Source organism: Corynebacterium pseudogenitalium (assembly GCF_024453815.1).
Taxonomy (GTDB): domain Bacteria; phylum Actinomycetota; class Actinomycetes; order Mycobacteriales; family Mycobacteriaceae; genus Corynebacterium; species Corynebacterium pseudogenitalium.
This window is the reverse complement of the sequence record NZ_CP072934.1, coordinates 1,543,895-1,558,623: the sequence shown is the minus strand read 5'-3', so window position 1 is coordinate 1,558,623 and position 14,729 is coordinate 1,543,895. Positions and strand designations below refer to the sequence as shown.

The window sequence follows — 14,729 nt, the reverse complement described above, 5'->3', positions numbered from 1 at the left end:
TACCACGACAAACCTACAACATTGGTGAGGCGCTGAGTGGCAGCGATCGCCCAAGAATCGCAAATGGCCGCGGATCAGCGGGGTAGAGGTAGTTACGTGCGACGTCGGAGAACCCAAATTTGCGGTAGAGCTTGAACGCACCGTTGTCCTCGTGCTCGACCTCAGGGGTAGACAGTAGAGCAAATTTTGCCGGCGCAAGGCGCAGGAGCTCCCGGAGCAACCTCGCGCCGATACCTCTCCCTTGATAGCTAGGGAGCACATGGATTTCAGCGACCTCAAAGTAGCTTTGGAGTAACTCCTTTTCGCTTTTCGACGGCCCCCCTTGCATGGCAAGCGCCCGCCTGAGCTGCTGATCCCACCATCGTTCACGCTGTCCCAACATTCCGTATGCAATGCCGATGATCGTGTCGTCAGCAACTGCCGCGATTGCAGTGAAGCCTGGGGAGAGAGCCTCTTGGCGCCAGGAGGAGATGCGTTGTGCCCGAACATTGACCGGGTAGTCCATGGCTGCTATATAGAGGTCGACGAGTGCAGGCGTTGCAAGAAGGTACTCGGCCGATGTGAGTCGGCGGATTTCGGTCTTCATGCCTTTATCGAACCATGAGTCCGGGAAGTTTCGCCATATTCGAACAAATGAGCGAAGTTCTGGGGGGTTTGTCGGACCCATTTTCTATATTCATCTCAAATGTGAAAGGGAAATGAAGGAGAAATCAACATGAACAGCGTTATCTCTGCGACAACGAACGAAGTTTACGGTGCTCGCGTCCGTCAATCGAAGCGTGACCAGTTTCTTGAAACCGCCGATGGTTGCCTCACGTATGCCTATGAGCGATTTGAGGAGGGGGCGTACGACGAGGCTATGGAATATGCCTACCGTGCAGCGCTGCGGACTGCGGGTGCGGTGTGTTCCGATAGTCCGGTAATTCAGAAGCGAAAGCGGCTGCCAAGTAGCGCGTGGAAGAAGCTTGCACTCACGGGGAAGGGTGGTGAACGGTGGGCGAATGTGTTTGAGTCGTTCTCGCGGGAACGCGGCCGCGTTGCCTCGGGGATTGAGCATATGCCGCCAGCTGACAGGGTTGCGCAGTTGCTTGAGCAGGCGGAACAGTTCTACCTCGAGGCACTTCCTGCCGGAAATGGTGTTGCGGCTTAGCCTGGGCAATCTTGCCCTCGTCTCCCGGGGAACAAAGGCGCTAGGATGGCCGTTGTATGGATAGCAACGTCCGCTTTGGAGCTTGGGAGTAGAGCAGTGTCACTTTCTGAACAGGAGCAGCAAGCACTCCGCGCAATTGAGCAGTCACTCATGGCAGATGACCCTTCATTTGTGCAAAGCGTCGGCCGAAACGCCGACTATGCGGCTCCTTCGTCCACAGGCCGGATTACGATGCGCAGCGTTGCGTTAATGGTGCTTGGAGTGGTGTTGTTGCTCGGCGGTGTTGCGCTTGCCTCGCTTTCCATTTGGACAGTAATCATTAGCGTTATCGGGTTCGGCGTCATGATGGCTGGTGGAATCATGGCGTTGCGCACCCCAGCGCATGGCCCATCTGTATCGCAGTTGCGGAATGTTTCCCGGAACCAGCCGAAGTCTCCTCGAGTGAGCTCGATGGAGCAGAACTTTAAACGCCGGTTCGAGGATCGGCCTTAATCCTAAAAAGGACCACGCCCCCTTTACTGGGGGCGTTTTTATTGCCTGGGCGAAACGCCCCACTTTCACCCACAGTCTCCACTTTTGCCCACACATGTATGCGGAGATGGACTTTTGTGGGTATTTCTTTGCGTATCTAGTCGACTAGTGGGGTGATTGTGGCTATTGTGAAGCGCGAAAGGGGGAGGGAGCCCCACCGTTTTCTTACTTGTTGACCTGCGGTTATGTTGAAGTCGGTAATCTTTTTTGTGTGTGGTGTGGCATTTGTGGGGCACAGTGGGTTAAAGTGGGGCGTAGCGGAAGGCGCGGTGGTGTGCTGACTACACACCTTTGTCGCACGAAGCAGAGAAAACTACATACATCACGTGTCTGACGGCGTAGAGGAAGGTGGGTCGCCCGATGTTTCTGGGAACCTACACTCCCAAGCTTGATGACAAAGGACGCTTGACGCTGCCTGCGAAGTTCCGAGAGGACCTCGCGGACGGGCTGATGGTGACCAAGGGGCAAGATCACTCTTTGGCGGTCTACCCCCGTGCGGAGTTCGCAGCGCGAGCCAAAAAGGCTGCTGCAGCATCCCGTACGAACCCGAAGGCTCGAGCGTTCATTCGTAATCTGGCTGCCAGTGCGGATGAGCAAACGCTTGACGGTTCTGGTCGTATCACGTTGTCGGCGTCGCACCGGGAATACGCAAACCTTTCCAAGGAGTGCGTGGTTATCGGTTCTGTAGATTTTCTCGAGATCTGGGATGCACAATCCTGGGCTCAATATCAAGAAGAGACTGAAGCCGCCTTCTCGGCGGCGGATGACGACGACATACTCTCCGGTCTGCTGTAAGGCTGACTACCTGACAGTGGACATCGACTACTGACGGAGAGCGTGTACGGACTCTATCCCGGGCGTGAAGCGTTCTGGTGTACTTCCCCGACATCAGAGCAGCCGCCCGGGGTAGGGCTCTATACGCTCCCCAAACATGGGTGTAGGTAATTTTCAGAACAACGCAGTGAAGGGAGTGTGCCCGACAATGGTAGAAGCCGCGATGGACTTTGATCCGGTGGCAAACCGTGGCCACGTTCCCGTGATGCGTAACCGGATGGCGGAATTGCTCGCACCAGCAGTTGAGCAATTCGGCGATCGCGCAGTGATTGTCGACGGCACCCTCGGGGCAGGCGGCCACACTGAGTACTTTCTTTCTACATTTCCAAACGCGTACGTTATTGGAATCGACCGAGACCCAAACGCGTTAGCTGCGGCAACGCAGCGACTGGCTCCATTCGGCGACCGTTTTGTTCCGGTGCAAGCCCGTTTTGACGCAATTGGCGAAGTTGCGGCTTCTGACGAGCGGGTGCCTTTCGGCATCGTCCGCGAAAATGGAGTTGCCGGGGCGCTGTTTGACCTTGGCGTTTCTTCGATGCAGCTCGATCAGGAAGAACGCGGTTTCGCGTACAAGATTGATGCCCCGCTAGATATGCGGATGGATACGACGCAATCGCTCACTGCAGCTGACGTGCTGAATACCTACTCGCACGGTGACTTGGCACGCATTTTGAAGACGTACGGAGACGAGCGTTTTGCGGGAAAGATTGCTCGGGCGATTGTTCAGCAGCGTGAACAGGAGCCATTCACAACGAGTGCGCGTCTGGTGGAGCTGCTGTACGACACGATTCCGGCAGCCACACGTAGGTCGGGCGGGCACCCGGCAAAGCGAACGTTTCAGGCGCTGCGAGTCGAAGTGAACCGCGAGCTCGAAGCGGTCGAGCAAGTTCTCCCCGTCATTACTGACCTCCTAGGAGTTGGTGGCCGTGCGGTCTTCATGAGCTATCAATCGCTGGAAGACAAAATCGTCAAGGCGGCGTTTCGGGAACTCACGGAGTCGAAAACCCCACCGGGGCTCCCGATGGACTTACCCGGTACGCAGCCGCTGTTTCGATCTATCACAAATGGGTCGGAGAAGGCGTCGAAAACTGAAATTGACCATAACCCTAGAGCGGCGTCCGTACGGGTACGTGGTGTCGAGAAACTAGCACAAGGCAACTAAGGAACTGATCAATCATGGCAGCACGAGAGCACAGCGGATCGAACATGACGCTGACGCGCGGTGATCAGGCGCGCCCGCAGACGCGGCGCTCCGGTCAGCAGCGTAGCGCGAACACTCGGCTGCTCAATCCTGGAATTCGGCCACACGTCCCACACCCGCGTACTCACGGGCGGTTGGGGTCGAAGCAGATTGTGTCCTACCGCGGCAGGAGGATTGCGCAGCCGGCCGTCGCTAAGAAACAGTTGTCGCTGACGTTCACAGTGACGGTGGTACTGCTGGTATTCGGGGTTGTTGCTGCGATGGGGCTCAGCGCTTTGTCGACGACGCAAACGTTTACCATTCAGCGCCTTCAGGCGCAGGAGCGAGAGCTGACCAACCGTGTCGAATCGCTGACCCGCGACCTTGAGGACCGCAAATCATCCGCAGAGATTGCACAACGTGCAGGTGACGCAGGCCTGTTGGTTCCATCGGCTCCAGGAATCGTTGCGGTGCATGAAGATGGCAGTGTGCATGAGCAGCGCCCGTTCGATCCGAACGCAACTGTCGGTGTGGTGGACGTCAATGAGTCTCACGCACGATCTGGGCGCGCGTCGAGTGACCAGCAAGCAACCCGCGAAATCGGTGATTCTTTGACGCAGCTTCCTGGCAATAATGTGCTTGGCAGCACTTCTCGTTTGGACAACGTGGCGCCGTATGCGCCGAATGTCCCACCTACGCTCTAAGCTCTAAGGGCACGAATCGTTTCTTACCTGTTGAATGCAATTGAGTGAGGTGAAAATAGGGCAGTGGTCGAATCGCACCCGGACCGGAGAAAACGAACTGCTCGGCCTCGTGCCCTGCAAGCACCTCAAGCGCCTAAGACACGGCGAAGTGTGTTGCACCAGCGGTCCCAATGGGCAGTAATTCTGTTTCTTGTAGTCAGCGTATTTTTGGTCGGCAGGCTGTTTCTTGTGCAGGTGGTGTGGGGCCCACAGCTGCGCGAGCAGGCGCAGTCGCAGCGCGCCAGGATTTACACTGACCCCGCGCGGCGCGGTGAGATCGTGGACCGCGAAGGTAACCACCTTGCGTACACGATGCAGGCGCGGTCGTTGACTGTGTCGCCGGTGACGCTTCGTAAGGAACTGCGTGAGCAGGTCATGCTCAATGAAGACGTTCCGAATCTCGACGATGACGCGACGCGAGCCATGGTTGACGCGAGAGTCGAGGATATTCTGCGCACGATGGCCAACGAAATTCCCGTCATGATTGGCGAGGCAATGGGCGAAGAGGACGTCGATAGGCGACGAGACAATGACGATATGCGTAGTGTGGGCAAGGTCGACGCGCGCGATATCCTCGAGAAGCTGCACGCGGATTCGAACTACGAAGTGCTTGTCCGGAACGTGGACCCTGATGTGGCGTCGAACATTGCTGCTGAGTTCCACGGCGTGGCCTCGGACCACCAGGACATCCGGCAGTACCCGAACGGGGCGATTGCTGAAAACATCCTCGGCAAGGTGTCGATGGACGGGCAGGGACAGTTTGGGCTTGAAGCATCGAGTGATGCGGTGCTCACCGGGATCAACGGGCGCAAGACAGAGGACGTGTCGAACGACGGGCAGTCCATCCCCGGTACGCTGCGCGACGTTGTACCCGCGGTGGATGGCGCGAAGATCACCTTGACGATCGACCTGGACCTGCAGTCGTTTGTGCAGCAGACTCTGGAGAATGCGAAACGGAACTCGTTGGCAAAGGACGCCGAGGCAGTAGTGCTCGATGCCCGCAGTGGTGAAGTGCTAGCAATGGCGAATACCTCCACTATTGACCCGAACGGGGACATCGAGCGCCAGCTGCGCGAAGGGAAGGACTTCAGCAATAACGCGATCTCGCACCCGTTTGAGCCGGGTTCCGTGGCGAAGATTATCGCAGCGACTGCGGCAATTGAGGAGAAGGTGACTACTCCGGAAGAAGTACACCAAGTGCCGGGCTCTATCGACATGGCTGGTATTACTGTGCGCGACGCGTGGGAGCATGGCGTGATGCCGTACACCACAGCGGGCATCTTCGGGAAGTCCTCGAATGTGGGCACCTTGCAGATTGCGCAGAAGCTGGGCGAGGAGCGCTATTGGGATTACCTGCAGCGCTTCGGAATCGGAAACACAACCGGCATTGAGCTGCCCAACGAGTCCGCCGGTCTGTTGCCAGTGCTAGAGCAGTGGTCCGGAGGAACGTTTGCGAACCTACCAATTGGGCAGGGAATGAGCTGGACAGCGCTTCAGATGGCCAGCGTCTACCAAACGCTTGCCAACGGTGGCGAGCGGATTACGCCTCGCATTATCCGCAGCATTGAAAGTGCAGAGGGCACACCGCTGGAACAGCCCGAACCTGAGCGGCATCGTGTGGTGTCGGAGGCGACGGCACGCACAGTCGTGGACATGTTCCGGTCCACGTTCCAAAACGACCCGGCAGGGATCAACAACGGTACCGCCCAGAACAGCCAACTTCCTGGCTATCAGCTTTCGGGCAAGACTGGTACCGCGCAAAAGGTGAATCCTGAGACTGGCGCCTACTCGCAAAACCAGTTCTGGATTACGTTTGCTGGCATCGCGCCTGCGAACGATCCGCGATTTGTCGTGGCCGTCATGCTTGATGAGCCGCAGCGAGGTACACGAGAAGGCGGAGCCGGTGGACAGTCGGCAGGTCCGGTGTTTACTGAAATCGCCAGCTGGCTGATCAATAGGGAGAACTTGCCGCCTAGCCCAGAAGCGGACCAGTACGTTTTGCAAGCCCAGTAGGGAAGTTTCACAATGAATGACATGACGCAGACAACACCGAACTCGCCTACCCTGGAGGCGCTCGCAGCGCTGTCTGGTGGGACGCTCCACAACGCCCCAGATCAGCCGCTGCACATTGAAGAGATTGCACTCGATTCGTCGAAGATTGCCCCAGGCGGACTGTTCGCAGCTTTGCCCGGCACCCGCGTGCATGGTGCAACGTTTGCAAAGCAGTGCCCAGCGGGCGCCATCTTTACTGACAATGCAGGCGCGAAGATCCTCGAGGGCCAAGGGGAAACGCGGCCGGTGCTGGTCGTCGAAGACGTTCGCGAAGTTCTCGGCGATGTGTCAGCCGAGGTGTATGGTCACCCATCCGAGCACATGACGCTGCTCGGGGTTACCGGCACGTCTGGCAAGACTACCGTGACGTACATGCTGGAGAAGGGGCTTGAGGCAGCAGGAGCGAAGGTAGGTCTGATTGGCACCACCGGCACGAAGATTCTCGGCGAGTACGTTCCAACGTCCCTGACTACCCCGGAAGCCCCGACGCTGCAGGCTCTGTTCCGCCGCATGCTGCAGGCTGGAGTGACGCACGTAGTGATGGAGGTTTCTTCCCACGCGCTCATGCTTGGCAGGGTGAGTGGCACGTCTTTCGATGTCGCTGGGTTTACAAACCTGAGCCAGGATCACCTGGACTTCCATAAAACAATGGAGGAGTACTTTGAGGCGAAGGCGCTCTTCTTTGACCCGACGTCGCGCAGTGCCGCGAAACGCGCGGTAGTTTGCGTCGATGACGAGTGGGGCGAGCGCATGGCTGACCGGGCACAGCACCCGGTTCGCGTTGGCACCCACGGCCAGGTTGGGGTCGACGTGAGCGCGAAGCAGCTGTCCGCAGACAAGACTGGCGCGCAAGAGATTTCCTTATCGACGCCCACTTCGACTCACACGTTGACGCTGCAAATGCCGGGCGCGTTCAACGTGGCTAACGCTGCCTTGGCAACCGCTATGGCGTACACCGCCGACGTTGATGTAGATGCATTCATGAAGGGCCTATCAAAAGCGCAGGTCCCTGGACGTATGGAACGCATCGACTGCGGGCAACCGTTTGTTGCAGTCGTGGACTACGCGCATAAGCCTGCGGCCATCGCAGCCGTGCTGGATACGCTCCGAAAGCAAGTGGCTGGGCGCGTCGGCATTGCTGTTGGCGCCGGCGGGGACAGGGATGCGTCGAAACGCGTCATCATGGGCCGCGAATCTGCGCAGCGTGCTGACTTTGTGGTGGTGACTGATGATAACCCGCGTACAGAGGACCCAGCATCGATCCGCGCGGAGGTGCTGCGTGGTGCATTGGAACTCGCGGATGCTCCCCACCACCCGGAGGTGCGTGAAATCGGCGACCGCGCTGCGGCGATTGACGCTCTGGTGCAGTGGGCACAGCCGGGAGATGCGGTCATTGTCGTTGGCAAGGGGCATGAAGTCGGCCAGATTGTTGGCACTACGACGCACCACTTCGATGATCGGGAAGAGATGCGTCGCGCCCTAGAAACTTTCGCGAGGTAACAGTAGATAATGATTGCATGTTCGTTGGGTGAGATCGCCGAGATCGTCGGGGGAACGCTGTCGAAGGAGGCGGACCCCGAGGCGAAAGTATCGGGTGGCGTCGAGTTTGATTCGCGGAAGGTGTCTGAGGGCGACCTTTTCCTTGCGCTGAAAGGCGCGAGGGTTGATGGACACGACTTCGTCGGCACGGCATTGGAGCAGGGCGCGGTAGCCGCCATAACCACGCGCGACGTGGGTGCTCCTGCGGTGATCGTTCCGTGCGCCGAGATTCGGCCAGATGACAACTCTGACTTGGCTGCGAGCGACCCAACGGGCAGTGCACTCGGTGTTGTCGCGGGCCTTTCGAAGCTCGCAGCGCACGTGGCTCGCCGCCTAGTTCGCGAACACGGACTCACAATTGTCGGCGTGACCGGTTCGGCGGGGAAGACCTCGACGAAAGACCTGATCGCTGCGGTGCTTCGCCACAAAGGCGAGACCGTGGCTCCTCCGGGATCCTTTAATAACGAGATTGGTCACCCGTACACGGTGCTGCGCTGCACACAGGAGACGGCGTTTTTGGTGGCGGAGATGTCCGCGAGGGGCATTGGGCACATCGCGCATCTTGCAAAGATTGCCCCGCCATCAATCGGCGTGGTGCTCAACGTTGGCTCCGCACACCTTGGGGAGTTTGGCTCACGCGAGGCGATTGCTCAGGCGAAGGGCGAGTTAGTCGAATCACTCCCTGATGCGGATCACGGTGGAATCGCCATCTTGAACGCCGATGACCCATTTGTTGCAGGTATGCGCCCCCGCACAACTGCGAAGGTGTGGATGTTTTCGGCTGAGGGCTCGCCCGAAGCAGACTTTTTTGCCACAGACATCTCATTGGACGAGGTTGCCCGAGCATCGTTTGTGATGCACACGCCAGACGGGCAACAGCACAGAGTTCGCCTGGGCGTGCACGGCGCCCACCAGGTTGGCAACGCGCTTGCTGCGGCGGCAGTCGGTTTCGGTGCGGGCATGCAGCCTGAAGCGATCGCGGCAGCGCTGAGCCAGGCACGGACCGTATCCGTGAACCGCATGGATGTGCGCACCCGCGAGGATGGCGTGACTGTCATTAACGACGCGTACAACGCAAACCCTGAATCAATGCGTGCCGGTATCGCAGCGCTTGCGTCGACGGCTGCCGCACACCCGGGGGCGCGCTCGATAGCGGTGCTCGGTGAGATGGGCGAGCTCGGCGAGGAGTCCGCGTCAGCCCACGCTGAGCTCGCCGGAGAACTGGTAAAGCACAACATCACGGACCTCGTAGCAGTGGGGCAAAGTGACGCGATGGAATCGCTGGCGCAAGCGGCACAGCAGCAGGGCATCGCCACACAGTCTGTTGCCGATAGTGCCGAGGCAAGCAACGCTGTTGAAGCTACGATTGCCACTGCCACACCCCCGCCAGCAGTGGTGCTGGTCAAAGCGTCGAACGCCCAAAAGTTGTGGGTGGTGGCTGAACAACTCATGCGCACCCGTACGCTTGACAGTCAAAGTAAGTCAACCAATGAGAATGAAGCAAGGTAGCAGTCTCACATGATTCAAGTAATTGTCGCAGGAGTTATTAGCTTCCTCGTTTCCATTTTTGTCACACCTTTGTTGATTCGGTATTTCCACCGCCGCGAGATCGGCCAGGAAATTCGGGAGGACGGGCCGCAGTCGCACGCGCGGAAGCGCGGCACCCCAACGATGGGTGGCATCGCTATTTTGCTCGCGATCACGCTGGGCTACTTGGCTAGCTCGATTGTCGCGCTGGCCACTAACCACGCGGCGTTTACCGCGAGCGGCGTCATCGTGCTGGGCTTGACATTGGCGCTTGGCCTGGTCGGGCTTGCCGACGACGGTATTAAACTCTTCATGAAGCGCAATCTCGGTTTGAATAAGACTGCGAAGCTTGTGTCCCAGTTTGCAATTGCCATTGTTTTCGGCCTGCTGATCACGCGATTCCCTGACGAGAACGGCTTGACGCCAGGCTCGACCCTGCTCAGTTTTGTACGCGATATCGAAACGATTGACATCGCGGTCGGCGGCGGAATCCTTGGCGCAATTCTGTTCCTGATCTTTATCTACATTCTGCTGGCTGCTTGGTCGAACGCGGTGAACCTCACCGACGGGCTCGACGGGTTGGCCGCTGGTACGACTGCTCTGGTGATGGCCGCGTACACCATGATCACGTTCTGGCAGTTCCGGAACTCTTGCGAGGCAGCGCTGGCAGCGGGCTGCTACAACGTCCGTGACCCGCTTGACTTGGCGGTGCTTGCGGCTGCAGGCTTCGGTGCCTGCGTTGGATTCCTGTGGTGGAACGCGTCCCCGGCCAAGATTTTCATGGGTGATACGGGTTCGCTGGCGCTCGGTGGCCTCGTAGCGGGCCTGTCAGTGGCATCCAAGACCGAGCTTCTGATGATCATCATTGGCGCACTCTTCGTGCTCGAGGCAGCCTCGGTGGTCATCCAGGTGGCATCGTTTAAGTCCACCGGCAAGCGCGTGTTCCGGATGGCGCCGTTCCACCACCACTTTGAGCAAGGAGGCTGGGCGGAGACAACCGTGGTTGTGCGTTTCTGGCTCATCGCTGCGATGGCGGTCGCGCTCGGCACCGCAATTTTCTACGGTGAGTGGCTCACACAGAACGGAGTGACGCTGTCATGACCGATACGAGTATGATCCCCGCAGAGATTTCCCGCGGCGTGCTGCTGGCTGGTGCGGGCGTTTCGGGCCGAGGGGTGCTCGGCATGCTCCAGCAGGTCGGCGTTCCATGCATCGTCGCGGACGACAGCGAGGAAAACCGCGAGTTCGCTGAGCGCACGTGGGGAGTGCGGGCCGTCGATACGCAGCTGGCACACGAGTACTTCGGTGAGGTCGGGGTAGTAGTGACGTCTCCAGGGTGGAGGCCCGACACGCCGCTGCTTGTCGACGCCGCCTCGGCCCAACTCGATGTCATCGGTGATGTCGAGCTGTGCTACCGGTTGGATCGCGCGGGCGTGTTCGGGCCACCGCGCGAGTGGCTCGTTGTGACAGGCACGAACGGTAAAACCACCACCACTGGCATGCTCGCAGCCATGATGCAGGAGGCATCTGCCCGCACTGGTAAGCGTGCGCTGGCGTGCGGAAACATCGGTACCGCCGTGGCTGACGCGGTGGTGGCTCCCCAGCGTGTCGACGTGCTCGTGGCCGAGCTGTCCAGTTTCCAGTTGCATTGGTCGAGCCAGCTCGTTCCCAACGCGGCAGTTCTACTCAACCTTGCGGACGACCACATTGACTGGCACGGCTCATTCGAGGCGTACGCGGCTGCGAAGGCGAAGGTGCTCAAAGCTTCCAACGCCGTGGTCGGCATCGATGACGAGCACGTGCAAGCGATCGTGGCACAGAATGACCGCAAGCAATTCTTCGGTTTTACGCTCGGCCAGCCCGAAGAGGGCCAGGTCGGTGTTATCGACGGCAAGCTCGTTGCGCACCGCGACGGCTCGGTCCTTGAACTGGCAGATACGAATGGCATTGAACCCGCGGGTGCTGCAGGCGTGCTGGACGCAGGCGCCGCCGCTGCCGTGGCGTTGCTGTGTGGTGCGACACCCTCTGAGATTCGTGAAGCACTCGCAGGCTTCCACGTTGCGGGGCATCGCGGAGCCGTGGTCCACGAGGCGAATGGCGTTCGGTGGATCGACAACTCGAAGGCGACGAACCCGCACGCGGCTGATTCGGCGTTGACCGGGGCGGGCACCGTCGTGTGGGTTGCAGGTGGTCAGCTGAAGGGCGCTGCGATTGATGAGGTCGTCGAAAAACATGTGGGGCACATGCGTGCCGTAGCGCTGCTTGGGGTCGACCGCATGGAAATTTACGACGCCGTCAAGCGGCTGGCACCTGACCTGCCTATCTTTGCGACTGACTCGACTGACCCCGAGGTGGCAATGGACGCCGTGGTTCGCTTTGCTGGAGAGCATGCGCAGCCTGGCGATAGCGTTGTGCTGGCACCGGCTGCCGCGAGCCTGGACATGTATCCGGGTATGTCTGCGCGCGGCGACGCGTTTCGTGCGGCCGCCAGGCGACACTTTTCACTACAGTAACTTGAGACACAGCAGTGTTCGAAGCGAAGGGTAATGAGGTGCCATGAAGCGAAATCGTCGACAGCAACCGCCGGCGCGTGCGCCAAAGACTGGCACCCGCGACGTGCCTCAAAGCGCACTGGGCCGGGCACATACGTCGTTCATTGCGGCGCTTGAGCAGCGGCCCCTCATTGACTACACCGTGATTCGGACCGTGGTGCTGGTGCTGGCTGCGTTGGGCATCGTGATGGTGATGAGCTCGTCGATGGCGTCATCGTTCGCTGCTTCGAGTAGCGTGTGGTCGACTGCGCTTCGGCAATCCCTGATGGTGCTGGCGGGCCTTGTCTTGTTTTGGGTTTCGCTGTTGGTCCCGCCCGAGCGCATCCGGAAGCTGGCCACGCCACTATTCCTCTTCGCGGTGTTCCTGCTGGTACTGGTGCTGCTAATCGGTACCGGACGTGAGGAAGTCGGTTCGCAATCGTGGCTGATGTTCGGCTCGTTGACGATGCAGCCTTCTGAGTTCGCCCGTGTGGCTATTGCAATTTGGGGTGCTGCGGTGCTGTCGAAGAAGCAGCCGCCAGCATCGGCGCCTGCGTGGCAGTCGCCGACCGCACAGTTCTTGCTTGGAGCGGGCGTGTGCATCCTCCTGATTGCGAAGCAGGGTGACGCCGGCATGACCATGTCGTTTGCCGCCATCGTGATCTTTGTGCTGTGGTTCGCAGGCTTCCCGCTCAAGGCCATCGGCATCCTCTGCGGGCTCATCGGTGCCGCAGCGGTCATGTTGTTCCTGCTTGGCGGCTTCCGCTCGCAACGCTTCCACGTCTACTTCGAGGCGCTGTTCGGAAACTTCAGCGATACTCGCGGTGCTGCGTTCCAGACGCACCAAGGATTCCTTTCTCTTGCCGACGGCTCCCTCTTCGGCGTCGGCCTCGGACAGTCCCGCGCGAAGTGGTTCTACCTCCCAGAGGCTCGAAACGACTTCATCTTCGCCGTCATCGGCGAAGAGCTCGGTATGTGGGGCGGCATTATGGTGATCGCCCTGTTTGCTGCCCTTGGCTACTTCGGTTTGCGCACTGCGCAACGCGCACAGACATCGTTCCAGGGACTCGCCGCTGCCTCGTTAACAGCAGGCGTAGTTTCGCAGGCGTTCATTAACATCGGGTACGTCGTCGGCCTTGTGCCGGTGACGGGTATTCAGCTGCCGATGTTGTCCGCCGGTGGTACCTCGGCAGTGATTACCTTGTGGTCGATGGGCATGCTGGCCTCCATTGCCCGCCACGAGCCCGACGCAGTCTCGGCCATGCAGAACTACGGGCGCCCACGCTTCGACAGAATGCTGTTCGTCCCGGAGCCGAAGGCGACGGCACAGCTGCGCGCGACTCGCGCGGAGCGAACTCGTACACATGAGCAGTCACGCCGAGAGCAACGGTACGGAGTGCCTGTTGCTCACCGAGTTGCCCCAGACGACCGTGCTCAGCGGCACTCGCCCCGGCCCACCAGGAATGTCGAGGTAACGCAACGGAGACCACGACCGAACCAATCAGAGCGACGCCGGTACCGTTAGGTGGCCGTCGAAAAGGAAAGGACGGGATCCATCATGGACAAGACCCAGCACACAGTGGTGCTCGCAGGGGGAGGCACCGCGGGCCATATTGAACCGGCACTCGCGGTAGGCGAGGTGCTTCGCGAACAGTACGGCGCAAATGTGGTTGCGCTCGGAACTGAGCGTGGCCTGGAAACCACTATCGTCCCCGCGCGCGGCTTTAACCTTCAACTCATTGACCCTGTGCCGATCCCGCGCAAGAAGCCATGGAAGCTTCTTGGCGTACCGTTCAAACTTGCGCGTTCCGTGCACCAAACACGGAAGGTGATGAAGGATTCAAAGGCTGAGGCAGTCTTTGGTACGGGTGGCTATGTGTCGGCGTCTGCGTACCTTGCCGCGGCATCGTTGCGCCTACCATTTTTCGTCTTGGAAACGAACGCGTTGGCGGGTATGGCCAATAAGCTTGGCGTCAAGCTAGGTGGTGTCGGGATTAACGCCGTGGCGAACTCGGGGATGCCGGGTGATGTCGTGGGGATCCCGGTGCGTCCGGGAGTGGGCGTCGATACGGATGGAGCGAAAGCGCTGCGTGGGTACAAGATGTGGGACCTTGATCCGGACAAGCCGGTGGTTCTGATTACCGGTGGGTCCCAGGGTGCGGTGAGCATCAACCGGGCTGTTGCCGGGGCCATCGAGGACATCACGGCGCGCGGGTACCAGGTGCTGCACGCCTACGGCAGAAAGAACGACGCCCCGAAGCCACACGAAGGCTACACGGCGGTGCCGTACATCGACGACATGGAAGCTGCGTATGCCGTGGCGGACATGGTTGTGTGTCGCTCCGGCGCCATGACCGTGGCGGAAAACTCAGCCGCTGGCCTGCCAGCCGTTTACATCCCACTGCCGCACGGCAACGGCGAACAGGGGCTTAACTCGGCGCACCTGGTAGCTACCGGGGCGGCAATGCGTATCGATGACGCCGAGCTCACCCCAGACGCGCTTGCCCGCAGCGTCAACGAGATTTTGGGTCGGCCAGAGCACATGCAGCGCATGCGAGAAGCGCTCGAGCACTCTGGCGCGGGTAGTGTGGCAGAAGATCTCGCTGCACGGATCATTGCGACTATCACAAAGGAGTAACACC

General features: G+C 59.7%; 13 protein-coding genes. 12 read left to right on the top strand and 1 reads right to left on the bottom strand.

All coding sequences use genetic code 11. The features are described from left to right. Positions 1 to 13: 13 nt before the first annotated feature. Positions 14 to 586 carry a GNAT family N-acetyltransferase gene (locus KBP54_RS07495; protein WP_256005196.1) on the bottom strand — a complete coding sequence of 191 codons (573 nt, stop codon included), beginning with the start codon at positions 584 to 586 and terminating at the stop codon, positions 14 to 16. Positions 587 to 715: 129 nt separating this feature from the next. Here KBP54_RS07495 and KBP54_RS07490 point away from each other — a divergent pair, with 129 nt between their 5' ends. The 12 genes from KBP54_RS07490 to murG all read left to right on the top strand — a co-directional run bounded on the left by KBP54_RS07490 (position 716) and on the right by murG (position 14,725). Beyond that, positions 716 to 1,150: an SAV_6107 family HEPN domain-containing protein gene (locus tag KBP54_RS07490; protein WP_256005194.1), complete on the top strand. Its 435-nt coding sequence runs from the start codon at positions 716 to 718 to the stop codon at positions 1,148 to 1,150. Positions 1,151 to 1,246: 96 nt separating this feature from the next. Next, positions 1,247 to 1,642 (top strand): DUF3040 domain-containing protein, encoded by a 396-nt coding sequence (locus KBP54_RS07485; protein ID WP_070362206.1) that lies wholly within the window; start codon positions 1,247 to 1,249, stop codon positions 1,640 to 1,642. Positions 1,643 to 2,041: 399 nt separating this feature from the next. Continuing rightward, complete coding sequence (mraZ, locus tag KBP54_RS07480) at positions 2,042 to 2,476, top strand: division/cell wall cluster transcriptional repressor MraZ (protein ID WP_070362207.1); 435 nt, start codon at positions 2,042 to 2,044, stop codon at positions 2,474 to 2,476. A 202-nt stretch (positions 2,477 to 2,678) separates the two neighbouring features. Continuing rightward, positions 2,679 to 3,677, top strand: a complete 999-nt coding sequence (rsmH, locus tag KBP54_RS07475; protein WP_256006635.1) for a 16S rRNA (cytosine(1402)-N(4))-methyltransferase RsmH — start codon at positions 2,679 to 2,681, stop codon at positions 3,675 to 3,677. A gap of 14 nt (positions 3,678 to 3,691) precedes the next feature. Next, a complete protein-coding gene (gene ftsL, locus KBP54_RS07470; protein WP_070362209.1) occupies positions 3,692 to 4,399 on the top strand; it encodes a cell division protein FtsL in 708 nt (235 codons plus the stop codon). A gap of 114 nt (positions 4,400 to 4,513) precedes the next feature. After that, the gene (locus KBP54_RS07465; RefSeq protein WP_369822174.1) at positions 4,514 to 6,451 is read left to right on the top strand and encodes a peptidoglycan D,D-transpeptidase FtsI family protein; all 1,938 of its coding nucleotides are present in this window, start codon (positions 4,514 to 4,516) and stop codon (positions 6,449 to 6,451) included. 21 nt (positions 6,452 to 6,472) lie between these two features. Then, positions 6,473 to 7,990, top strand: a complete 1,518-nt coding sequence (locus KBP54_RS07460; RefSeq protein WP_256005192.1) for a UDP-N-acetylmuramoyl-L-alanyl-D-glutamate--2,6-diaminopimelate ligase — start codon at positions 6,473 to 6,475, stop codon at positions 7,988 to 7,990. A gap of 9 nt (positions 7,991 to 7,999) precedes the next feature. Further along, positions 8,000 to 9,538, top strand: a complete 1,539-nt coding sequence (locus KBP54_RS07455; protein WP_256005191.1) for a UDP-N-acetylmuramoyl-tripeptide--D-alanyl-D-alanine ligase — start codon at positions 8,000 to 8,002, stop codon at positions 9,536 to 9,538. Between the two features lie 9 nt (positions 9,539 to 9,547). Continuing rightward, on the top strand, positions 9,548 to 10,657 hold the full coding sequence (mraY, locus tag KBP54_RS07450; protein ID WP_070478780.1) for a phospho-N-acetylmuramoyl-pentapeptide-transferase: 1,110 nt from the start codon (positions 9,548 to 9,550) through the stop codon (positions 10,655 to 10,657). Next, the gene (murD, locus tag KBP54_RS07445) at positions 10,654 to 12,069 is read left to right on the top strand and encodes a UDP-N-acetylmuramoyl-L-alanine--D-glutamate ligase (protein WP_256005189.1); all 1,416 of its coding nucleotides are present in this window, start codon (positions 10,654 to 10,656) and stop codon (positions 12,067 to 12,069) included. Before mraY ends, murD begins: the two co-directional genes overlap by 4 nt. Before the next feature lie 43 nt (positions 12,070 to 12,112). Then, on the top strand, positions 12,113 to 13,612 hold the full coding sequence (locus KBP54_RS07440) for an FtsW/RodA/SpoVE family cell cycle protein (RefSeq protein WP_256005187.1): 1,500 nt from the start codon (positions 12,113 to 12,115) through the stop codon (positions 13,610 to 13,612). 33 nt (positions 13,613 to 13,645) lie between these two features. After that, complete coding sequence (gene murG / locus KBP54_RS07435) at positions 13,646 to 14,725, top strand: undecaprenyldiphospho-muramoylpentapeptide beta-N-acetylglucosaminyltransferase (protein ID WP_256005184.1); 1,080 nt, start codon at positions 13,646 to 13,648, stop codon at positions 14,723 to 14,725. Positions 14,726 to 14,729 lie beyond the last annotated feature (4 nt).

Excerpts from the sequence above, each read along its gene's own strand:
- rsmH (WP_256006635.1), top strand. The coding sequence starts at position 2,679 with ATGGACTTTGATCCGGTGGCAAACCGTGGCCACGTTCCCGTGATGCGT.
- KBP54_RS07495 (WP_256005196.1), bottom strand. The coding sequence starts at position 586 with ATGAAGACCGAAATCCGCCGACTCACATCGGCCGAGTACCTTCTTGCA.
- KBP54_RS07460 (WP_256005192.1), top strand. The coding sequence starts at position 6,473 with ATGACGCAGACAACACCGAACTCGCCTACCCTGGAGGCGCTCGCAGCG.
- murG (WP_256005184.1), top strand. The coding sequence starts at position 13,646 with ATGGACAAGACCCAGCACACAGTGGTGCTCGCAGGGGGAGGCACCGCG.
- KBP54_RS07440 (WP_256005187.1), top strand. The coding sequence starts at position 12,113 with ATGAAGCGAAATCGTCGACAGCAACCGCCGGCGCGTGCGCCAAAGACT.
- ftsL (WP_070362209.1), top strand. The coding sequence starts at position 3,692 with ATGGCAGCACGAGAGCACAGCGGATCGAACATGACGCTGACGCGCGGT.
- mraZ (WP_070362207.1), top strand. The coding sequence starts at position 2,042 with ATGTTTCTGGGAACCTACACTCCCAAGCTTGATGACAAAGGACGCTTG.
- KBP54_RS07455 (WP_256005191.1), top strand. The coding sequence starts at position 8,000 with ATGATTGCATGTTCGTTGGGTGAGATCGCCGAGATCGTCGGGGGAACG.
- KBP54_RS07490 (WP_256005194.1), top strand. The coding sequence starts at position 716 with ATGAACAGCGTTATCTCTGCGACAACGAACGAAGTTTACGGTGCTCGC.
- murD (WP_256005189.1), top strand. The coding sequence starts at position 10,654 with ATGACCGATACGAGTATGATCCCCGCAGAGATTTCCCGCGGCGTGCTG.
- mraY (WP_070478780.1), top strand. The coding sequence starts at position 9,548 with ATGATTCAAGTAATTGTCGCAGGAGTTATTAGCTTCCTCGTTTCCATT.